Annotated in this window: 16 protein-coding genes; 8 read left to right on the top strand and 8 right to left on the bottom strand. The window is 57.6% G+C overall.

Translation table 11 applies throughout. The features are described 5' to 3' along the window. Positions 1-122: 122 nt before the first annotated feature. From JTM80_RS01650 to mutL, 3 genes are all read left to right on the top strand, one after another. Positions 123-389, top strand: coding sequence for a YciI family protein (locus JTM80_RS01650; RefSeq protein ID WP_172353862.1), 267 nt, complete (start codon positions 123-125; stop codon positions 387-389). Positions 390-422: 33 nt separating this feature from the next. Beyond that, a complete protein-coding gene (gene smpB / locus JTM80_RS01645; protein ID WP_172353861.1) occupies positions 423-887 on the top strand; it encodes an SsrA-binding protein SmpB in 465 nt (154 codons plus the stop codon). Positions 888-1,159: 272 nt separating this feature from the next. Further along, entirely contained in the window at positions 1,160-2,917 is a 1,758-nt protein-coding gene (mutL, locus tag JTM80_RS01640) for a DNA mismatch repair endonuclease MutL (RefSeq protein ID WP_205370443.1), read from the top strand. A gap of 57 nt (positions 2,918-2,974) precedes the next feature. Here the strand turns inward: mutL and JTM80_RS01635 are convergent, their stop codons facing one another. From JTM80_RS01635 to JTM80_RS01625, 3 genes are all read right to left on the bottom strand, one after another. Next, positions 2,975-4,564, bottom strand: a complete 1,590-nt coding sequence (locus tag JTM80_RS01635; protein WP_172353859.1) for a DUF3370 domain-containing protein — start codon at positions 4,562-4,564, stop codon at positions 2,975-2,977. A gap of 711 nt (positions 4,565-5,275) precedes the next feature. After that, on the bottom strand, positions 5,276-7,837 hold the full coding sequence (locus tag JTM80_RS01630) for a U32 family peptidase (RefSeq protein ID WP_205370442.1): 2,562 nt from the start codon (positions 7,835-7,837) through the stop codon (positions 5,276-5,278). Between the two features lie 92 nt (positions 7,838-7,929). Further along, entirely contained in the window at positions 7,930-8,745 is an 816-nt protein-coding gene (locus JTM80_RS01625; protein WP_172353857.1) for a TerC family protein, read from the bottom strand. A gap of 427 nt (positions 8,746-9,172) precedes the next feature. On the opposite strand from JTM80_RS01625, the gene JTM80_RS01620 reads away from it, so the two are divergent. From JTM80_RS01620 to JTM80_RS01610, 3 genes are all read left to right on the top strand, one after another. Then, positions 9,173-10,159, top strand: coding sequence for a hypothetical protein (locus JTM80_RS01620; RefSeq protein ID WP_205370441.1), 987 nt, complete (start codon positions 9,173-9,175; stop codon positions 10,157-10,159). 33 nt (positions 10,160-10,192) lie between these two features. Further along, entirely contained in the window at positions 10,193-10,870 is a 678-nt protein-coding gene (locus JTM80_RS01615; protein WP_205370440.1) for a trimeric intracellular cation channel family protein, read from the top strand. 107 nt (positions 10,871-10,977) lie between these two features. Continuing rightward, on the top strand, positions 10,978-11,616 hold the full coding sequence (locus JTM80_RS01610) for a Uma2 family endonuclease (protein ID WP_205370439.1): 639 nt from the start codon (positions 10,978-10,980) through the stop codon (positions 11,614-11,616). A gap of 93 nt (positions 11,617-11,709) precedes the next feature. On the opposite strand, the gene JTM80_RS01605 is transcribed toward JTM80_RS01610, so the two are convergent. Next, positions 11,710-14,448, bottom strand: a complete 2,739-nt coding sequence (locus JTM80_RS01605; protein WP_205370438.1) for a GAF domain-containing protein — start codon at positions 14,446-14,448, stop codon at positions 11,710-11,712. 665 nt (positions 14,449-15,113) lie between these two features. Then, positions 15,114-16,352: an argininosuccinate synthase gene (gene argG / locus JTM80_RS01600; protein WP_172353853.1), complete on the bottom strand. Its 1,239-nt coding sequence runs from the start codon at positions 16,350-16,352 to the stop codon at positions 15,114-15,116. 266 nt (positions 16,353-16,618) lie between these two features. On the opposite strand from argG, the gene JTM80_RS01595 reads away from it, so the two are divergent. Together JTM80_RS01595 and JTM80_RS01590 are read left to right on the top strand one after the other, a co-directional pair. Further along, entirely contained in the window at positions 16,619-17,221 is a 603-nt protein-coding gene (locus JTM80_RS01595; protein WP_205370437.1) for a CHRD domain-containing protein, read from the top strand. A 227-nt stretch (positions 17,222-17,448) separates the two neighbouring features. Further along, positions 17,449-18,150 carry a hypothetical protein gene (locus JTM80_RS01590; protein WP_172353851.1) on the top strand — a complete coding sequence of 234 codons (702 nt, stop codon included), beginning with the start codon at positions 17,449-17,451 and terminating at the stop codon, positions 18,148-18,150. Positions 18,151-18,217: 67 nt separating this feature from the next. Here the strand turns inward: JTM80_RS01590 and JTM80_RS01585 are convergent, their stop codons facing one another. From JTM80_RS01585 to JTM80_RS01575, 3 genes are all read right to left on the bottom strand, one after another. Further along, positions 18,218-18,664, bottom strand: a complete 447-nt coding sequence (locus tag JTM80_RS01585) for a tellurite resistance TerB family protein (protein ID WP_172353850.1) — start codon at positions 18,662-18,664, stop codon at positions 18,218-18,220. 175 nt (positions 18,665-18,839) lie between these two features. After that, positions 18,840-20,774, bottom strand: coding sequence for a sensor histidine kinase (locus JTM80_RS01580; RefSeq protein WP_225906733.1), 1,935 nt, complete (start codon positions 20,772-20,774; stop codon positions 18,840-18,842). A 224-nt stretch (positions 20,775-20,998) separates the two neighbouring features. After that, on the bottom strand, positions 20,999-21,937 hold the full coding sequence (locus tag JTM80_RS01575) for a hypothetical protein (RefSeq protein ID WP_172353849.1): 939 nt from the start codon (positions 21,935-21,937) through the stop codon (positions 20,999-21,001). Between the last annotated feature and the right edge of the window lie 109 nt (positions 21,938-22,046).

Here is a 22,046-nt window from a genome sequence, read left to right as displayed (position 1 = left end):
CATTCTGGCGTGGAGCAGCAAGTCCCTGAGCCAATGCTGGGCGAAACGGTTGCCCCATAGGGCGATCGCGCTTTGTTCTGTCTCCTGCCGTCCTGTCTCCTCTGTTTCTTTGCAGCTTCACCATGCCCTGGTTCGTCAAGATCGAAAAAGGGCTTGTGGACAAGGCAACGTTTGATCAATCTGTGCCAGCCCACAAGCAGTTTGTCCGTGACCTGATCGCCAAAGGGCATCAGGCTAAAACCGGGTACTGGGCCGAGCGGGGCGGAGGAATGCTGCTGTTTCAGGCAGACTCGATGGAAGAAGCTAGGGCGATCGTGGCGCAAGACCCACTAGTGCAAAATGGCTGCGTCAGCTACGAGCTACACGAGTGGAAAATCGTGGTCGAGTAACACAAGGCGTTGGGTAATTTTGAGCGAGAGCGCATGGCAGACAACGGCGACGGCTACAAAGTGGTGGCAGAAAACCGACAAGCTCGGTTTGAATACGAGATTCTGGAAACCTTTGAGGCCGGCATTGAGCTAGTCGGCACAGAGGTCAAGTCTGTGCGGGCGGGCAAGGCCAACCTGCGCGACGGCTTCGCCCTCATCCGCAACGGCGAAGTATGGCTGCACAATGTCCACATTTCACCCCATGACACCGCCAGCCAATATTTCAACCACGACCCCCGCCGCACCCGCAAGCTGCTGATGCACCGCCAGGAAATTCGCAAACTGATTGGCAAAGTCGAACAGCAGGGCCTGACCCTGGTGCCGCTGAAAATGTACCTCAAGCGCGGCTGGGTCAAAGTTTCTCTGGCGCTGGCACGCGGCAAAAAGCTGCACGATAAGCGCGAAGACCTGAAGCAGAAGCAAGCCAAGCGAGAGATGCAGCGGGCAATGAAGCGATAGGTGGGAATGAAGCGATAGGTGGGAATGTTGATTTTCGATTTTGGTTAGTGTCCCGATTTATTCGCCACCCCCAAAATGACCAATCAAGAGCAGCCATAGCGGTCGCCAGATCGAAGTGGCGAAAAACTAAGGACAGGCGAAAAACTAAGGACACTAGCGATTGGCGAGTTTGGATTGGCGCGTTTGGAGGGTGGATCGAAAGATCGAGGTTAACCCGTAAATTGCAAAATTAGGCAAAATGTTAGGGGTTCTGTCTTGACCCAGCAAACCGGATGACGCAATCCATCCAGCCCCTTTCAGAAGCAGTCGTCAATCTCATTGCAGCGGGCGAGGTGATCGACTCGCTGGGGGCGGTGGTGCGAGAGCTGGCGGAAAACGCGCTGGACGCGGGCGCAACTCACGTCAGCATTGCCGTATGGCCCGAGCGGTGGTCGCTGCGCGTGGCGGACAATGGCAGCGGCATGAGCCATACCGATTTGCGCCGAGCAGCCGCGCCCCACAGCACCAGCAAAATTCACGCTAGCGAAGACTTGTGGAACATCCGCAGTCTGGGCTTTCGGGGCGAGGCGCTGCATAGTTTGGCGCAATTAGCCGATCTGGAAATTGGCAGCCGTCTAGCAGGCTCGACGGAAGGCTGGTGGGTGCGCTACGACTGCCAGGGCAACCCCGTCTTGGAAACCACGGTGGCGATCGCCCCTGGCACGGTGGTCACGGTTTCGCACCTGTTTGGCAACTGGCTGCCCCGCCGCGAGGGATTGCCGCCGATGACCCAACAACTCCGCGCCATCCAGCAGGTGGTCTATCATCTGGCGCTGGGCCATCCGCAGGTGACGTGGGTGGTTCAGCAGGGCGATCGCCCCTGGTTTAGCCTGTGGGCCAGCCAGACGGCGAGACAGATCCTGCCCCAAATCCTGCGGGACGTGCAGCCGGGGGATTTGGTGGAGGTTGAGTTGGGAGTTGGGTTGAGGGCGGATGGGAGTGGTGAGGATGCCAGCACGCCCCATCCCCCGCGCTCCACATTCCTGATTGGTCTACCCGACCGCTGCCATCGCCGCCGCCCAGATTGGGTAAAGGTGGCAGTGAATGGGCGGGTCGTTCAGCTTCCAGAACTGGAGCAGACGATCCTGGGCGCGTTTCGCCGGACGCTGCCGCGCGATCGCCATCCCGTTTGCTTCTTGCATCTGCATCTGCCGCCGGAGCAAATTGACTGGAATCGCCACCCGGCCAAAGCCGAGATTTACCTAAAGGAACTAGATCGGCTGCAAGCGCAGGTGCAGGAGGTGATCGCCCACGCCCTCAGCCTTCATGCCCATAGCCTCAGCGACGCTGCCCATAGCCAGCGCCTAGGGCAAGTGCTGAGGGCTGCCGAGTCTGGCGGGGGCTACAGGCTGGGCAGACTGGACGAACCGAACCAGCCCATCGGCGAGGAGTCTCGTGAAGAATCTTCTGAGGAAGCTTCTGTGCCTGCGTTCCCGCCTTCTTCCGCGCCCACTCCGCTGCGGGCGATCGCCCAGGTTCATAACATGTACATCTTGGCAGAACACCCCGCAGGCATCTGGCTGATTGAGCAGCACATTGCCCATGAGCGGGTGTTGTATGAAGAACTGTGCGATCGCTGGACCGTAGTGCCCCTCGATCCGCCTGCGCTATTGCCCAACCTCGCGACGGCCCAGGTCGAACAACTCGTCCGCATTGGGCTGACGGTGGAACCCTTCGGAGAAGCACTGTGGGCCATCCGCACGGCTCCGGCTCCGCTGGCGCAGCGGGAAGATTGTACGGAGGCCCTGCTGGAACTCAGCTTGGGCGGCGATTTGGAAACGGCGCTGGTAGCAACGGCCTGCCGCACGGCTATCCGCAATGGCACGCCGCTGACCCTACCCGAACTGCAAACCCTCCTCGATCGCTGGCAGCAGACCCGCAACCCACGCACCTGCCCCCACGGTCGCCCGATTTGCCTGTCGCTGCAAGAGTCCAGCCTGTCGCGCTTTTTCCGGCGGCATTGGGTGATCGGCAAGAGCCACGGAATTTAGAAATTTAGGGGTTGAAGTTTAGGGGTTGCAGATGTGATTCTGTCCCCAAAGAACTGCCTACGGCTGAGGAGAGGCTTCCAGCGTAACGGCTGTACCGCCTTCTTCTTGCGGGGTCGGCCGAGGCGCTTGTTCTGGTGCCAGTGTTTGGATGGTGAGCGCTTGGGGTGGCGTGGCATCGGGCGGGTAGAGCAGTTCAACCTGCACCTGACGGCGATCGCCCCGTCTCAGATTTAAGGTCAACAGCGGCTCACCTTGCTGTCCTCGTCGCTGCACCACATGCACATAGCGGGTCTGGGCCACTCCCCAATCGTTCACATATCGCAGCCGCAGCGTCCCTCGGAAAAAGATGCGGCGATCGGGCGGACTCAGGAACCGCAATGCCTGACCCCGCAGCGATTCGTCCTTCATTGGCGTTTGGAACAGCAGCGCCACAGTCTGCTCCTGATTGGTGTTGTTATACAGCGGCAGCGTCAGGTTGTAGCGCACGCCATAGTTGCCATGCCCCCGATAGGCAGTATCTGGATAACGAACCAGCATGGGCGCACTCTGAATTTGCCCAGTGCCCAGGGTGTGCCGATCGACCGTGCTAATTGCATAGGAAATCGCTCCGCCCCGCTGGGGAATCGTCAAGTGATCAACCCCATCGCCATCCGTCAGCACAGCATCCCAGCGAGAACCCTGCGTCACGCCAGATACCCGGCTGTAATAAAACCGACCAATTTGGCGGGCATTGGGCGGCGTTGGAACGCGATCGCGCGGCCCAGCCACATCGCCCTGCTGCAAGAGTGCCAGCCACTCCTCCATGCGGGGCGATCGCTCGGTGCCGTTGCCATTCACCCTGGCAAACATGCCCAAACTCGCCAGATGCACGGGGCCATCGCTGGACAAGTGCAGCAGCGCCGATCGCCCGTTGATGGGCAGATTGGCATTGGATGGACGAGCCGGGCGACGCGCCTCACCGTTTTGCACAACATCGGCTGCCTCTGCCGCGTCTAGCCCCATATCCTCCGGATCGACAATGGGCAACGGCTCACGATTGCGGTAAGACTGCAAGCTCCGCAGGGGAATGGGTTCGTTTAGCAGCAGTTGCACATACCGGGGTGGAATCGTCACCCGCTCCGGCAAAATGGCTTGGCTCAGCCCTCGCAAGATGTCGCCCATGGTGCGGCTGCCTGGCCCTGCAAACACCGTGGGTCCGGCGTTTGCCACGTAGGAGGGCAGATCGTAGAACGGGGCTTCCTGGCTCAGGTAACTCGCAGACTGATGAACCTGAATCGTCACCGGGCGATCGGATGGATTGTAGGCCAGAAGCCCAATGTAGAGCGTCCGCACGTCGGTTGGCGTGCGCCCTTTTGCAATGTGATGGGCGAACACGTCAAAGCGCCCTTCAAAGGCGTAGTTCAAGTGGGCAGAGGGAACGCGCATCCCCTGCGGGGGAAAGGTGGATAGCAAGATGCCTTCTTGCTGCACTAGTTCCGGGCTGTTGCTGTTAAACACTGGCACCGAATCAAGCTGCCCCGGCAGTGGGCGCACCTCTTGAGCTTCGACCACATGGCTGAGTCGTGGGGTCGGTGGAGGTGGCGTAGGGATGTAGACCTCGGCCGGGGTGGCTTGAGCTAGGGGAAACAGTGGCAAAAATGGAAGCATGAGAACCTGCAAGAAACCCAAATCTAAAAGACTCCAAATCACCTTGAGAGGGGCAAAAGCAACAGGACAAGTCGGGTCAGATCAAGCAGAAAATGTCGAGCTTGAGCAGATCGAATGAGCTGACCCAAAAAGCCCCGATTTTTACTTTTGGCAAAAGCACCTAAGGAGTGCGCTTCATCCTCAAAAGCGGATGTGCTAGTCCGCCTATCGCGCTGAGCCGCGCCTTCTAGCGGTCAGCGGTTTACCAGAGTCAAAAGCGCATCTGTAGACAAGTCCCAAGGGAAAGGGAGGATCGACCGTGATCCACAACGCAACGCCTTGTAATGCAACGTCTCACCATATCACTCCAAACCACTACACACTACTTTCACAACTAGGGCACACCCGGAAGTCGTGACAGCGAGCAAGGGGGCATAAGCCGCTGGTCGCGGTTCCTCAATCAGGTTACCCAGAGATTGACTAGAAGACACATGTACCTAATGTCTCAGCTTGAAAACCCTGTCAAAACTATACGAGAAATCGGCACAAGATGAAGAAATCCTAAGGGAGTTGATCCGGGATTTTTTAATGCCTAGTCGAGGTTTATGCTTCCTTTCAGGAAAGAAGGCATAAGTTCATCAAAAATTCACAAACTAAATTGACAAACCAGCCTGCGAATCTTGCGAATCTAGGGAGGATGTCTCCAGAAAAGTGGGTCAAGAGAAAAGTAGGTTAAGAATTGAGGGTTCCCCGCGTCACGCCGAGCTGATTTTGTAGCTTGAGATCTTTCCACAGCGCAGTTCCGCTTAATGTTCCCTCCAGCAGCGCTTGATATCGCTGGATGGTTTGCATGACCTGAGCAGGCGTTTCGTTGAGAAATTCTAGGCGAAACGCCTGTGCCCCAAGCTGCATAAGTCGATGAACCGCTTCTGCTCCAGTTTGGGCAGTGCCGTTAAATACGGTGTTGCGACAGCCTGCGTCGGCTTGCAGGATATGCTCTGTGCCCGTGCGATCGCGCAACTTGACTACCTGCTTTTCGCAGGGGCGACCACAGTTTGTATAGTCTGTCCCTTGGGACAGAAACGCGCAAAAGACGCAGTGTTCCATGTGAAACATGGGCATGTGCTGATGAATCGTGACCTCAAACCAGTCTGGTGGGCAACTGGTCAATAGGCCCTCTAGCTGCTGGAGGTTGAGATCGTAGGACGCGGTGAGTCGCTCTAGCCCCGCCCGTTGAAAGTAGTCGGCGGAGAGCGCGTTGGCCACATTCAGCGAAAAATCGCCGATACGGCGCTGGTCGGCGAAGAACTGGAGATGGTCGTAGTTTCGCACTAAATAGCCATCTGCTTGGGCATTCTTCACCTGCCGCAAGATCCAGGTTTCGCTGGGTTTGGTGATGCGGGGCGGCGCAACGAAAATTTCCAGGGAGTCAGAGTTGGGGTGACTCCGAACCAGCCCGACCGCTTCGCGGTATTTGCGCGGGTCTTCAAATTCGCAGTAGAGCGTGCGGAGTCCGGCAGTGAGGGCGGCCTGAAGTTGTGGCAGGGTGCGGGTGAGGGCGATTAGGTTGGTGGATGCGGGAGAGCAGGAGGGAGCAGGAGCAGCGGGCAGGAGGGTGTGCAGGGTGGCATGGGGGTTGAGATGCCAGGGTTTTGGCTGGGCGCGCTGGGCTTCGAGCTGGGCGACGAGTTCCCGACGAAGGCGGTTGAGTTCGCTGAGGGGCAGCATGGTGGCGTTGCCCAGGTGATTTTGCAGGGAGTCGAGATAGAAGGGCGTGTTGCCGAGCCGTCCCAGTTGTGCCCGCAGGCGTTCGGTGGTGAGGGGCTGGGTTTGGGCGATCGCCAGTGGCAGTTCCGATTCTATCTGGGCGATGTGGCCCTGTTCGTCGCGGGCGATCGCCACCAGCGGCTGCCCCGCTTCCCCATGCACTTCAATGGCAATCGGTCTTTGGACCTTGGGCGTGTCGCCTGCATAGCTCTGGCGAAGCTGACGATCCAGTTCGGGGTCACTGGTTTTCCAGAGGCGATCGCCCACGCGCACCCGCCGCCAGTCTATTGCGCCGCGCCCAAAGGTGAGCGTTGCTTCGTTACCCTGCATTTCGACGGAATACACCCGGCCGCCTTCTTCCGGGGCATCGGGGTGGCCGCTGTCGAACACCACACCATCGCCCGGTTTTAGCGGAGCCTGGAGCCTGATCATGGCTCGCTCGTTGCGGAGGCGGGTCACTTCGCCCAGATATACGCCCCGCTTTTTGCCAAATCGCGCATGGACAAGTTCCTGGTTGTTGATGCCGCGAAACCATCCCGTGTAGAGGCCGCGAGAGAAAGCCATTTCGAGGTTGTAGCGGTCTTCAGGAGATGAGGCGCTGGGGCGTGCTGCGAATTCATCGCTCTGGCGCTCTGAAACCATCTGCCAAACGCGATCAAGCGCGTTGCGATAGACCCGCGTGACGTTGGCGACGTATTCTGGCGATTTCAGGCGACCTTCGATTTTCAGGCAGGCTACGCCTGTGGCTACCAGGTCGGGCAATACGTCGAGTCCAGATAGATCCTGGGGGCTGAGCAAATAGTGGCGATCGCCCAAATCCACCTTCTGCCCGTCTGCAATGAGATCGTAGGGCATTCGACAGGCCTGGGCACACTCGCCCCGGTTGGCAGAGCGGCCGCCGAGGGATTCGCTGGTCAGGCATTGCCCAGAGTAGGCGACGCAAAGCGCCCCGTGGACAAAAACTTCCAGCGGCATGGACATCGCGCGATTCGCGCCGCGATCCCTGAGGGAATCGCCCAGTTGCTGCCGGATCTTTCGGATATCCTTCAGCGAACACTCGCGGGCCAGCACCACCAAGTTGCAGCCCAGCGCTTGGGCAAAGGCGACCCCGGCAGCGCTGGTGATGGTCATCTGCGTGGAGGCGTGGATGGGGAAGTCGGGCGACAGGTGGCGAATTAGGCGGCAAATGCCGATATCTTGAACAATCGCCGCATCTACGCCTGCCGCGATCATAGTTCGCACATACTGCTCGGCTTCGGCGAGTTCTGCCGGAAAGACCAGCGTGTTCAGCGTGACATAGCCCTTCACGCCGCGCCGATGTAGAAATGCCATCAATTCCGGCAAATCGGCTTCGGTAAAGTTTTGCGCCCGCATTCGCGCATTAAACCGATCCAGCCCGAAATAGATTGCGTCGGCTCCGTTTTCGACCGCAGCACGGGCGCAGTCCCAGTTGCCGGCGGGGGCCAGCAGGTCTGGGCAGCGCGGTGGGGCGATCGCCACTGGACTTGAAGACAGCAGAGTATCCATAACGCTGTATCACGCTGTAGCTGAGGGGCTATTATGAGCTATTTAGGAGCGATCTAGGGGCTATTTGGCGCTATTTGGGCGCTATCTTTGGCTCAGTCCGCAGAAATTTCTTGCGCCTCGCGCTCATCGGCTTCTGGCTTTGCCCCAGAAGGAACTTCGAGCGGCGGCGGATCGGGTGGGGTGTGGGCTTCAGCAAGGGGCGCAGAGCCAGATTCAGCGGCGATCGCCTCCGGTTTGCGCTCCGAAAAGCCCCAGACAAACAGCAGCGCAATCACCGAAATCATTGCCCACTGGGGCGGCACCAGGCTGTCGTTAAACACCTTAATCAATAGGCGTAGCCCCACCAGCCCCACGGTGATGTAGCCCGCGTCTTCCAGATGGGTATATTCATCCAGCCAGCGGATAAATAGCCCCGCCAATAGCCTCAGCGTGAGAATCCCGATCAGCCCGCCCGTTAGCACCAGCCACACTTCCTGAGACAGGGCGATTGCCGTGGTAACGCTATCCAGCGAAAACGCCAGATCCGTAATCGCAATCATCGGAATGGCCTGCCAGAGTGATGTAAAGCGCGGCCCGTGGTGGTGGTGTTCGCCGTCCTCTGTTTCATCGGAGGTGAAATACTTGAACACCAGCCAGAGCAAATAGAGCGCACCCGCCAGCTCAAACTGCCAAAACCGAATCACCCAGGTTGCCGTCAGAATCAGGATGACCCGAAAAATAAACGCGACGAGTAGCCCCAAATTCAGCGCGTCTCGCTGCATTTTTTTGCCGTCTAGCCCTTGGGCGATGGCCGCCAGCGCGATCGCATTGTCGGCGGATAGCAGCGTTTCGAGGGCCACCAGCACCGTCAGCAGAAGGAACGTGTCTACACCCAGGTTGGGAGACAAGTCGAGCAATCTATCTAGCATGGCGGCAATCTCTAGGCAAACAGCAACGCAAACAGCAAACGCAAACAGCAGAATGTCTGCAAGAATCTGTAAAAAACTCTGCTAAAAAGCAGCAGATCAACGCAAGTTTGACAAACTGCGTCTCTCACAGCATATCGAATTTAAACCCAAATCTTTGTCTCAGAAAATTCCAGGGATGAATCCAAAGCTTTTGCGGGTTCAGCAAAAACGTCTGACCCGTGCATGAAATCCGACCTCGACCCGACTCGCTTCGTTGGGCTGAAATCCGGGTATGGTGAGGAGGCGATCGCACTATGCAAACGCGCCCGCTGCTACACTGCTTCTCCGAATCGTTCCTGCTTCTCCGAATCGTTCCCTCCCGTGCTTGGTCATGTCGTCCTTTTCTGCTGATTCTGCTAGAAACCTGCTTAAGAACTTGCCTGAGAATTTGCCTGAGAACTTGCCCGCACTGCTGGCGCGATTTCGGGCTGTGTATCCCTTCGCTAGCCTGATTACCGACCTGCTGACCGTGCAAAACGGGCGTTATATCGTGCGGGCTAGCGTAATCATGGGTGGGCTGACGCTGGCCACTGGGCTGGCCGAAAGCGCCAGTATCGAAGACGCAGAAGACCGGGCACGGGGGCGATCGCTCCAGGCGTTGGGGCTGCATGGATTGGGCATGAATGACGGATCAACGGCCGCTGTCCAAACCTCTGTTCAGACCCCTGCTCAGACCTCTGTTCAGACTCCTGGGCAAGTAACGGGGCAAGTAACGGGGCAAATCGGTGGGCAACCGGGCGGGCAGTTGAGGGGGCAATCGGGCGGGCAAATTGGCGAGACTGATGGCCAAACGCCTGAATTTGCGCCGATGGATGCAGCCTGGAATCGTTCACCGAGCGGTTTGCCCAGCGCCAGTTTGCCCGTGGAGAGTGCGGGGTCTGCGATGCCGCCGATTGCCCCAGCGCGTGACTTTGTCACCGAAGCGGCGACACTCCCCACAGAGAGCGACTGGGACAAACCCGACCCGCTTGACCCGCCCCTGCCGCCTGAAGACGAGCTAGACTCTGGCCCCGTCGTGGCAGATTTTTACGCCCATATTTCCGCATCCGACGACGGTTTTTCAGAAGCCTCCGAACCCGTCGATTTGTCCCAAATCACCAAACCTGCCTCACAGATCAGCGCCAAACCCTCTCGCAAGAAGTCCGCTAGCCCGCCGCCCAACCCCGAACCCGCGCCGCCTGGCCCCGCCCCCGCCTCCATCGACTTTTCCGATATCCTCGCCCAGACCGATGTGGAACTGCGCCGCCTGGGGTGGGATGCCAAGCGCGGCCGCGAACACCTGAAAGCGACCTACAGCAAGCGATCGCGCCAGGAACTCAACGAAACCGAACTCTACGACTTTCTGGATTTTCTCAAGTCTCAGCCCAATCCCTGACCCACAGCGCTTCATCCTCTGCTTAATCCTCTGATGTCTCTAGATGCGATAGATGCGATCGCCGCTCAACTCGAACGCTTCGCCATGGTGCAATATCCGCTAGAAGTGTCGGCCGTGATCACCTCAGCCCTATCGGGGATGATCGCTGCTCGCAAGAAAGGGCTGGATCTGGTGGGTGTGTATGCGATCGCCTTTGTGAATGCCTTTGGGGGCGGAACCTTGCGCGATGTGCTGCTGGATCGGCGACCGTTCTTTTGGGTACGCTATGAGGGCTATGCGGTGCTGGTGCTGCTGCTGGCGGCGCTATATGTCTACGGGTCGCGCCTGCTGAAGCCAGTCAAAGCGCCTGCCTATCGAGTCTTTGCGCTGTTGGATGCCTTTGGGCTAGCGCTGTTCAGCATTTCCGGTACGGCCTTTGCGCTGGAATATCGAATGCCGCCGTTCACCGCGTCGCTGCTGGGCGTGATTACGGGCGTGGTGGGCGGCGTATTGCGCGATATCTTGCTGGTGCAGATTCCCGTGGTCTTTCGCAAAACCGCCACGCTCTACGCCACCTGTGCCTTTGTCGGCTGCTGGGTTTATCTGGTGCTGGTGCTGTGGCAGGTGGATATGGCGATCGCCACCGTTGCCGGGTTTTGCACCATCGTTCTGCTCCGAATGCTGGCGCTACGCTATAACCTGACGCTGCCCACCCCACGAGAGGAAGAATAAAATGAAAATCAGGGATGGCTTGCTCAGGGCAATGAGCTAAGGATTAGAATTAAGGGTCGTCAAGTATCTGGTGCCAACTTCACAAACCCAACCCAACAGGCTTCTTGATGAATTTGACCATTAGCCCCGATGGAATTGAACTACCGCCGGGTAGTGAGGTGATCTTGCGTCATCAAAGCTGGGCAGATTACGAAGGGCTGTTGTCAAGCCGTCGCGATCGCGCTGCGGTCAAAGTCTACTTTGGAGTCAAGAAACAGGAAATTCGTTTGATGGCTCCTTTGCCTGGCCATAGCAACCGCTCCGCTACCCTCACTGATTTGGTGAAGGCGCTGCTGCGGCATCAGAACCAAGACTGGCACGCCTTCGATCCCCTCACGCTGAAGCGAGTCAGCCAAACCGGAGTAGAACCCGATGCCTGTTTTTACATCCAAAATCGATTGGCTATTTTGGGTAAAGAACGTATCGATTTGGAAATTGATCCTCCGCCGGATCTAGCGCTTGAGGTCGATCTCACGTCTTTTACTCAGCCAGCAGATTATGAGGCGATCGCCATTCCAGAACTCTGGATTTATCGGAGTCAGGGCCTGCGAATCTACATCTTCGACAGCGAACACTATCAGGAAAGCGAGGTCAGCGGCATTTTTCCAGATATTGCGGTCAAGCAGTTGATCCCCCGCTATGTCGAGCTAGCCTGGAGCCAAGGCTCAAGCAGCGCCCTGCGCGCTTTTGAGGCAGAGCTTGCATAAGCCCCCTTGCATAAGCCCCGTTGTTAGCTTGTCTGCTCAGCCTCTAATCCCCGACCCATAGTTCCTGATCCCTGACCCCTGACCCCTTAATCCTCACTTCTCCGTCATGGTCCACACGCCGTCTTGCCAAGTTTCGTCGTTGGGCGGATGGCTGAGCCAGTGGGTGCAGCGGTCGAGGTGGAGCTTGGCGGCTTTGTCTTCGTTGTTCACGTCTTGCAGCAACGTGGCAAAAGCGCTCATCGCTTTAACGAAATCGCGATTCAGGTAATGCTTGCGCCCTTCGTGATAGAGGTCAATCAGCCGCTTTTTCTCGTCGGGAATGATTTCGTCACGCAGCCCAACGAGTTCATAAATGCTGACGGGCTGCGTCTTGCCCTTCACCCGGATACAGTCTAGCTCTCGCGCCCAGACCCGATCGGCGCAAGGCTTGTAGGTGTTCTCGCTGATGATGATGTCGGTGCCGTATTGCTTGCTGGCGCTTTCCAGGCGCGACCCCAAGTTAACCCCATCGCCAATGGCCGTGAACTCCATGCGGCGGCTGGAGCCGATGTTGCCGCTGATGACGATATCGGAGTTGATGCCGATGCCGATCCGAATCGGTGGCTTTTGGCGCTGTACCCGGTCGGCGTTGAACGCGGCAAGTCGGTGCCGCATCTCGATCGCCGTTTGTACGGCCATCCACTCGTGGTCGTCCAAGGGCAGCGGCGACCCAAACACCGCCATGATGGCATCACCGATGTACTTGTCCAGCGTGCCCTTATAGGTAAACACCGCGTCTACCATGCTCTCGAAATACTGGTTCAGCATTTCGACCACCTCTTCGGCGGTCATGCTCTCGGTCAGCGTGGTGTAGCTGCGAATGTCGGAAAACAGGACAGACACTTCTTTGCGATCGCCCCCCATTTTGGCAGCGTTGGGGTTCTCAAAGAGCAACTGCGCCACTTCCTGCGACATATAGCGCGACATGGTGCTTTTTAGCCGCTTTTCGCCGCTGATGTCGTCCATCACCACCAGCGCTCCCGACACCTGCTCTGGGTCACTCGCATCGGCGATGGTGTTAATCGACAGGTTAATGCTGTGCTGCTCCACGCCTTTGACCGCGTTCAGCGTTTGATCCGGGTAATACTGCTGACGGCACTTGTCATCTGTTGGCATGAGCGCCATTTTGAACCACTTGGAAAAATCCCCCTTTTCCAGCCCAATCAGTTCCTCGGCGTGCAGCCCCTCCAGCGGGTCAGTGTCGCTCAGACCCAGCAGTTTACGGGCGCTTTCGTTGGCGGCGATGATGCGTCCCTCTTTGTCGGTGGAGATAACGCTGTTAGAGAGCGATCGCAGAATATCGCGCTGGAGTTGCTCCTGCTGCTTCACCGTGGCGAACAGCTTGGCGTTTTGCAGCGCCACACCCGCCTGAATGTTGAACGCCTGCATGAACTCCTGATCGTTTCGGTTAAAGCTAGCCCGCCAGATCTCCGGCGCTTCAGGATAGTTTGCCGGATCGTAGGGCGGATGGTCGCCCTGCTTTTTCTTATTGATCAGTTGAGTGACGGCGATTAGTTCGCCATCTGCGTTGAACACGGGCATACACAACATGCTGCATGTGCGATAGCCCGTCTTTTTGTCGGTTTCCTTGGCAGTGTCGGAGTTGGGGTGGTTGTAGAGGTCGTAGGGAATGAGGACTGGCTCACCCGACATCGCCACCTGCCCCGCAAAGCCTGCATCCATCGGGATGCGAATTTCTTGCAGCACGCCGTTGATCGGCAGCTTTGTCCAGAGCTGGTGCTGGTCGCGATCCAAGAGCCAAAGCGTGCTGCGATCGGCCTGCATCAGTTCCTGGGCCTCTTCCATCACGCGTCCCAGGGTTTCCTCCAGATCTAGGCTGCTCTGGCTGAGAGATTTGGTCGCCTTCATCAGCGCCGAGGCGGCCCGCTGCTGCTGGGTTGCCTTGTAGAACGAGCGGGACGATTCCAGAATCAGCCGGATCGAGGGCGCAAACTCTTCAAACACCTGCTCATCTTGCGCGGTAAAGCCGCCCAGGTCGATGCGCTCGTCTAGGTGCGCTTGCAAATCACAGTTGGGCTTGAGCTTGTTGATCAGTTGCACGACGGCCACCAAGTCGCCCTGATCGTTCAGCAGGGGCATGGCCAGCATGGTGTAAGTGCGGTAGTGATTTTTCTTGTCGAGCGCCTGAGCCGCCTTAGAGCGGGGATCGTCGTAAAAGTCGTAGGGAATGTTGACGACCTGCTTGGTGGTGGCGACTTCGCCCGCAATGCCGACATGCTTGGGAATTCGCAGTTCCAGGTTATTGCCGTTTTCGTCTTCGGCGACGATCGCCCACAGTTCGTCTTTCTCGTCGTCTAGGAGAAAAATAGTGGCGCGATCGGCGTTCAGCAGTTCCCCCGTTTTCAGGGTGATGGAATGCAGCATCTCGTTCAAGATGGCATCAAATCCCTGAGAATCCATCAGGTTGTCGAGCATCGAGAGGGTTTGATTAACCACTCTTAGCTTTTGCTCAACATCGGTAACGACCTGCTTGAACGTATCCTGGGTCAGCGGCGCGAGAAAGGACGAGAAAGATCCCTTGGTGGTGGCCAGGGCGCTGCCGGGGTTGGGTCTGCTGGAGGGGCTGGTGGCGCTTGGGTCGCTGTTTGGATTGGGGGGAGGGACGGGGGGGGAAGCGGGTGATTCTGGCGGCTGCGATCGCCCACTCAATTGCCCAGCACTCGAACCATCGGTGAGGACTTCTACCTCTACCGTAACCGTTGCATTGTCCCCATCAAGCGGGTCGGCCGATGGGGAGGATGTGGAATGTAGATGCGAGGAGGGGGCGCTCATGGCAGTTCCAGGTAGAAACAGGGCGATGCGTCTGACTCAACTTCTTTCAAGTTACCCAAACGCCATTACGGATTCACAGCCAATGAATTCGACAGTCCTATGCATCTCCTGTGCATCTTATGCAACGAACCATGCAATGAGGGCTTAGGAGAAGCATCTGACGGGGTTTTGAGGTGGCGATCGCCCTCGTATTTATCCTACCAAGGGGCGATCGCGCAACTCCATCCCCATCCGCAAAATGCCCAAGCTGGATGCACTCATTAAGACTCTAGCCGCCCAACTGGGGATCGACAAGGCGCAGAGGATACGGAATCATCCAGACATAGGCATCCAGACATAGGATTGTTGCTCCCTCAAAACCCCCCTTATCATCAGCGGCGGCGTGGGTGAATCCCTGTTCATCTGATTGGTGATTTATCCACCGCTCCAGTTCTTCCTCCAGTTCTTCATTGCTTGCTTAGTTTGCTTAACGAAGCCCTTGAGCATCTGGTATCGGGCAAGGCGCGGTATCGGATTGTGCTAAAACGTTAGGATTTCGCCTGCCGATGTTTAGCCTGCCAAAGCGCAAAACTCTAGAGATGCGAGTTGACTGCTTGGGTGCATCGCACACAAACAATCAACTCGCATCCGGGTTTCGGCCCACGTTCAACGCAGTCCTCAGTTCTTCAAAGACCGACCTGACCGCTGGTGGCCAACACGCGGGCGCTCACGCCAAAGACCCGCAGCAGCCCCTCCGAGTCGCCGTGGTTATAGTCGCCCACGCCCTCCATTGAGGCGTTTTCTTCGGAATAGAGGATGTGGGGCACGTCGTCGGCCGCCACGAAGGAGATATTGCCTTTGTAAAGGGACACGCTGATGGTTCCGGTGGCGAGTTCGGCCGTGTTGGCGATCGCCGCCAGCATCATCTGCGTTGCCCGGTCAAACCAGTAGCCCTGATAGATTTGCTTGGCCACCAGGAGCGAAAGCTGGTCATAAAACTCCCGCGCCCGCCGATCCAGAATCAGTTGCAGCAGATAAGCATAGCAAGTGCCCAGGGTTTCTACGCCGGGGCTTTCGTATACGCCGCGCGACTTGATGCCCACAAAGCGGTTTTCGACCAGGTGCGTGCCGATGCCGATGCCGTGCTTTCCGGCGATCGCATTCGTCTTCAAAAACGCATCCACCAGATTCACCGATTCCCCATTCACGCTCACCGGACGACCCTTTTCAAACCGCACGGTAAAAGCTTCTGGCGTGTCGGGCGCATCCTGCGGATAGCAGCCCATAATCGGCTTCACAAACTGGGCCGGGGTGGTCAGCGCCTCCAGCATTCCCGATTCATGCGTCAACCCCAGCAGGTTGGCATCGGTGGAATAGGGCTTGTCTTTGGTAGCCGTCACGGGCAGCCCGTTTTCCTGACAGAAATCAATCATCTCGCTGCGGCCGGGGAACCGCGCCAGAAAGCTCTCGTCGCGCCAGGGTGCATACACCTCAAACTCTGGAGCCAGCATATTGGTAATTAGCTGAAACCGCACCTGGTCGTTGCCGCGCCCCGTTGCGCCGTGGCTAAAAATCGTCAGCCCGCGCTGCTTCATTTCCAGAATCATTGCCTTGGTCAGGGAACAGCGGGCGATTCCCGTGGTGTTCCAGTAGCGCCCTTCGTAGCAGGCCTGCGACTGGATCACCTTGAGGCCGTCTTCGGCGATCGCCTCTCGCACAGGCAGCAGCACAAAGTCCACCGCGCCCGCCTTCAGCATCCGCTGGCGCACCGCATCCATGTCTTCTTCATCCGGCTGCCCCAGGTCGGCCGTAAAGCACACCACGTTTACGCCCTGGTTTGTCAGCCAGCGCGTAATGGTGCAGCTATCTAGCCCGCCCGACCCGGCAAACGCAACGGTTTTTCCCTTTAAATCTTGCACTTTCATGAACAGCCTTCCTCAATCTAAGCAGCGCCTTTGCTTGAGCAGCGCACGACCAGTCGTGATGGGTTCAAATACTGGCGATCGCCTCACCCAGAACAGAGAGCATTATCCCCTGTCTTTTGATAAATTCTGTCGGGCTGGGTACAGATTTCTGATGCAGATTCCAGGCTAAGGATGAAATCACACATCCAAACAGCAGTTTTGGGCGTAGTGTTCATTAGGATTCATCGCGAGTCTTGATTCCAAGCGCTATCGAACGCCTCAAAGCCATGATTCATCCCAAAAAGATTCTTTTCCATTTCGTTCTGGGTGCGCTGACGTGCCTATCTCTCGTGGGGCTGTCTACCCCGTCCCTGGCCCAAGCCGTCTCTGGCAGGATGCGTCCGGCAGACCCCGCCCCCATCGCAGAGGTGCGTCAGGCAGAAACTGTGCTGCTGGCGCAGGGGATGACCCGCTCTTCTTTACAGCGCTTTTCGGCAACCCTGAGCCGGGGTGCAGTGGTGGGCGCGTCTCCCTCTGGTCGGGCGACAGGTGTGGCCGGGGCCGTGCTGGCGGGCGATCGCCTGGTGGTGCGGGGCGACTTTCGCAATTTGGCTGGTCCCCTGCGCGACTATACCGTTGACCCCACCGATCCGCCCAACCCCAACATCACCTCAGCCGTGCATATCCATCGGGGCGAACCCACCGCCAACGGCCCCTTCCAGTATGCGCTGACGGTGACGATGAGGGGCGATCGCGACGGTCGCTTTGCGGGAGAATACACCCTCACGCCAGAACAACGGCAAGCGCTGGAAAGCGGCAATCTCTATCTTGATCTTCACACCACGCGCAACCGGGCCGGCGAACTGCGCGGCGTGCTGCGTCCTTACTAACGCCCGGACTCGCCCAAGCCTCCGCCCGTTCCTCCGGGTCTAAAGGACGTTGGTTCTCCGCTGGCTCTTGACAAGTTGGCTCTCAAGCAGAAAGGTCTGCCCCCACTTCCCAATCGGTGAAGTGGGGCTTTTTCATTGCGGAACCTGCTGCCAGAAATTGTAGACCTAATAAAAGAAGACCCCAGAAATTGATGGTCTGGGCTACGAGGGTTATGGCAAAACGATTGATGACTCATGCAATTCGGGTGAAGTGGGCGGCGGCCGTGGTGCTGACGGCGGGGCTGGGAACGGCCATAGCCTGCACCCCGTCTGCGCCCGACGCAGCCACTCCCGATCCTGCTGTGGTGCTGCATCCTGTCGATGCGCCGCTACGGCCGCCGCTGACAGAAGACGCACTCCGTCAGGCAGAGGCCGAGATGCAGCAGCGGATTCAGTCCGATCTGGACTTGCTGGGGCTGGGCAAGATTGGTTCAGTGGGGTCGCCGATTTCTTCAGAACTGGTCGCCTATCGGCAAACCTGGGCAGAGACAGACCCAGACATGGCCCCGTTTTTGGGAACCTGGGCCAAAGAGTGGGATATGCTGCCCCATTACTTTATGACGGTGTTTCCGTCGGAAGTACCAGGGCGCGTGTGCCTGGTGCGCTATAGCAAGCAGGAAACGGCAACCGTGCCGTTTGAGGTGTATGACACGCCGCTAGAGTTTTCCGTGGCGCAGGTGGCGGAGGGGCAACTGCTGGCTAGCAATACGCAGTCTACGCGATCGCTCTTGCGGCAAGTGACGGTCTCAAACTACGACAGCGAGTTTCTGGCAACGGTGGAGCCAACGGGAAACATGCAGGTCTATGCGTCCCAGCGGCCCCCTGCGATCGACCCCACCTGGCCCACAGCGCTGATGGAGCAGTTTCGTGCGGCTGGGTGTCGGGAGTAGAGCGATAAAAAAGGGCGATCGCCTCTTGCGCTGGGCGATCGCCTCTTACGATGAACCGACTTGCAACCTAGCCGCGATTTTTAATGAGCATTACGTCTACAATCTTCTCGGCCGCGGCTTCGGAAATGCCAAGGGCTTGATAGAGATCGTTGAGAAACTGCTGCTCTTCCTGGGTGACACGGCCGTCGGCCAAAACCAGATCGGTGGCAACTGCAAAGGCCGATTCCTTCAGTTCAAAGGGGAGAGAGTCTTTGGCGATCGCAAACAAAACGCCGACCCCATCCCGCCGCAGGATGCTGAACAGCTTGTCAAACATCCGTCGCATAATGTCGCTTGAATAGCTCCGGAAGAGCTGCATGCGGTTCAGCGTACTCATCAGACCCGATAGCTCCTCGTCTGCCAGATAGCCGTCAGAAGCAACTGCGGCCAGGGCGATCGCTGCATAGGCTTCGGCTGGGCTAAAGGTTTCCTGAACTGTGTTTTGTACGCCAAACATTCGGTCGAACAAACCCATAGCAATATCTCCAAAGTAGAAGGAATGAGCCGCGCCGACAGCCTGTTGGTCTGATGGCTCATCTTTCAGCCAGTCTGAGCAGCTACGGCCTAATTCAGAGTTCCCTCAATTCCTCCAACTCTCTCCGCCTTTGCTCGGACTGGCGACCAACCGCATAAGTTCTACTTGCCTAAGCCTAAGCCTGGGTCTGTTGGGGCTGGTTGGCAGGCAGCTTCAGCGGAATCTCAAAGCAAAATTCTGACCCCTCAGCGGGGCAAGAGGTGCATTTCAGCGTACCGCCGTGGCGCTCGGTAATGATTTGATGGCAAATTGATAGCCCCAGCCCGGTTCCGCGTCCCACAGGTTTAGTGGTGAAAAAGGGATTAAAGATCCGCTGCTGCACGTCCGTCGAAATGCCAATTCCATTGTCTGCGATGCACACCGAGACGCGATTCCCTTCGACCAGACGGGTTCTAATCCAGATGGTGGGAATCTCGTCTTGTTCCTCTGGCAATAAATCCTTGGCCCAGTCCATGCAGTATGCCGGGGAATGAGCCTGCCCAGCGGCGCTGCGTAAACCATCCACCTGTTCTCGCATCGCCTCCAGAGCATCGACCGCGTTGCTCAAAAGGTTCATAAACACCTGGTTAATCTGTCCGGCGTAGCACTCGACAAGCGGCAGATCGCCGTATTCCCGAACAATGCGGATACCTGCTCGACTAGGAGTGCCCCGGAGACGGCTATTGAGCAACAGCAGCGTACTGTCCAGCCCTTCATGCAGATCAACGGACTTGACCTCAGACTCATCCAACCGGGCAAACACACGGAGCGATCGCACGATTTCACTAATCCGCTGCGTGCCAACCTGCATCGACCCCAGCAGCTTGGGCAGATCATCCTGAATGAATTCCAGCCCTAGTTCCTCTGCCTTTTCGCAGATCGCTGGCACCTTTTGGAGATGGGTCTGATAAAGGTTCAGCATCTCCAATAAGCACTGCATGTACTCGCGGGCATGGAGCAAATTGGACTGAATGAAGCTTAGGGGATTGTTAATCTCATGGGCTAGACCTGCCACAAGCTGCCCCAAACTCGACATCTTTTCCGTTTGAATCAGTTGCGACTGAGTGGCCTTGAGATCTCGCAGGGTTTGCTCAAGGTGGGCGTTGTTCTCTTCTAGCTCCTGGGTGCGTTGCCGGACTTGTTCTTCCAGGTTGCTGTTGGCGCTGGCCAGGTCTGCCTCGCGCTGCTGCACCTGCTCTACCATCCGCTCAAAGCTGCTTGCCAGTTGGCTAATCTCATCTCGCACATAGCGACGATGAAACTGTGTCAGCGCCCGATCGTACTCGCCTTGGCTCATTTGCTCGGTGGCATCGGTCAGATCGATAATCGGTCGCGTAAAGGAGCGAGCCAGCAGCGCCACCAGACCCAGCAGCAGCAGGTAGGTGCTGCCAAAGGCGATCGCCAAGCTTTTGCGAATGTCTCGCTCAACACTGTAGATCTCGTCAGCCTGAAAATCGATCCCCAGCAGCCCAATCACCTGCCCTTCAGCATTTTTAATCGGGCCATAGGCAGAAATCCAGTTTCCCCAAGAGTCGGTGTAGGGCGAGAGCGTCAGCGTCACCTCCGAAAATCCCTGATAGAGGCGAGTTTCGTCCGGTGTGGCGAGGTAGGCTTCCCGAAAGCTTGTGGCGTTCTCCGGCTGCAAGACTCGCAAGCTATCCCCAATCCAGAGTGCTTCGTAGGGTTTGGCTCCCTTCACCAAGGTATAAGGATTGGCCCGTGGCTCTACGTTGTGAATTCGGATCAGCCATTCTTGATGGCGCTGATAGAGCGGGTTTGAGGCGGGCACTGGCTCGCCCTGCGGCGCAGGCAACTGGGAAAGCTGGGAAAACTCGGTCGCATCAACACCGGCGATCGCCCCGTCCAGCGTATTCACCATGTCCTGCCTTAGCCCCTCCCTCACCCGATTTAAAGCTTTGCTATAAAGCCAGCCGTATAACCCGACAAAAACCAGCCCGCTGACCAGCGCAACGCCCAACATGAGCTTGAACTGGAGGCTGATAAATGGAGAGCGAGGCTGTGAAGTAGAGCAGCTAAAGCGGCCACTGCGCGGCAAAAAGTCTAAGGACATAACTGGCACACTCTCGATCCAGGTTAGGAAGGCCAGCGCTGGGATGTGCTGAATCTCGCGATGAATCTCACTACTTAAGATGCCCGATTTTTCAATCGTTTAACAGAATAACCCGCGAAAAACTCTCACTTCAGAGCATCCATTCGTTGGGATGTCCTGAGCCGCTAGCTTGTGGCAATGGCTTCCTCTCTCTGAGCAGCCCAAAAAAGGCAGGGGCCGGGGGGCTAGGGAGAGGACGGCGACGAGGGGGCTGGCAAAACCGGGATTTCGACGGACTGAGTTTGTCGAGGGGGTTCGGGTATGTCGGAACTGGGCTTGGTTTTGTGAATGCTCTCTGAGAGAGGAGGCGCTTGCACAGGAGGGGGAGGTTCAGGCGGAGCAGGCTCCGACGAAAAGCGGGAAGGGGCGGGGGGCTGTGAAACTTGAGGAGGTGGCTCTACAGGAACCGTATCTGGCGCGGCCCAGGCCGGTTCATCGACTGGGGGAAGACCTGATGGATCGGCGAACTCTTCTGGAATTTGGCGGCGGGTCTGGATTGGAGGAGACTCTTGAAACTGTCGTTCTCGAATCGGTGCTGTATGAGGGGGCGCTTCGGGTAGCACCTCTTCCGAAAAGGCTTCTGGGGAATACCGCCTGACTGGGTCATCTCCCACCCAGCCTTCGATCGGCGGAAAGGATTGCTCATTATTCACGAACGGATCGAGCAGCGCCGGTGGCTCTCCGGCATGAGGATTTTGAGAGTGGTGGCGGATGGCCCAGCCCAAGGCTGCACCCCCTAGACCAGCAACCACAGAGGTTAGCAGCAGCGACGCGATTAGCCAGCCCTGTCTGCCCTTGCCAGACGATGGGGGCGCAGAGGTTGGCGAAACTATAGCTGGCGAAACTATAGCTGGCGAAACTATGATCGTTGTTTTGGGCTTTCCCCTTGCTGCATCGGCGATCGCCCCCTGAGGTAGCTTCTGGTGCAGCTTTTGGGGCGGCTTTTGGGATGCTGCCTGAGTCGTTGCCTGAGTTGTTTCTTGAGTCGTTTCTTGGAGCGTTGCCTGAGATGACTCCAGAGGCGATTGGTTGCCACTGCTGCTAGCCCCGCTGCCGTTCATCTCTACGTCGATGCGGTCGGATGGGGTGATGGAATTGGAGCCAGAGTCGTTGGGTGGAGTCATAGGCGGAGTTGTGGGGAGGATCACTGCGGATTGTTGGGCAAGCATTTCCAGAGGATGGCCATGGATTGCTTGTGAAGAACAGCCGCCGCGCTGTTTAGAATACTTCACC

The sequence above is a fragment of the Thermoleptolyngbya sp. PKUAC-SCTB121 genome, from assembly GCF_016919485.1.
GTDB classification, from domain to species: domain Bacteria; phylum Cyanobacteriota; class Cyanobacteriia; order Elainellales; family Elainellaceae; genus Thermoleptolyngbya; species Thermoleptolyngbya sichuanensis.
This window is presented reverse-complemented; position numbering and strand designations above follow the sequence as displayed.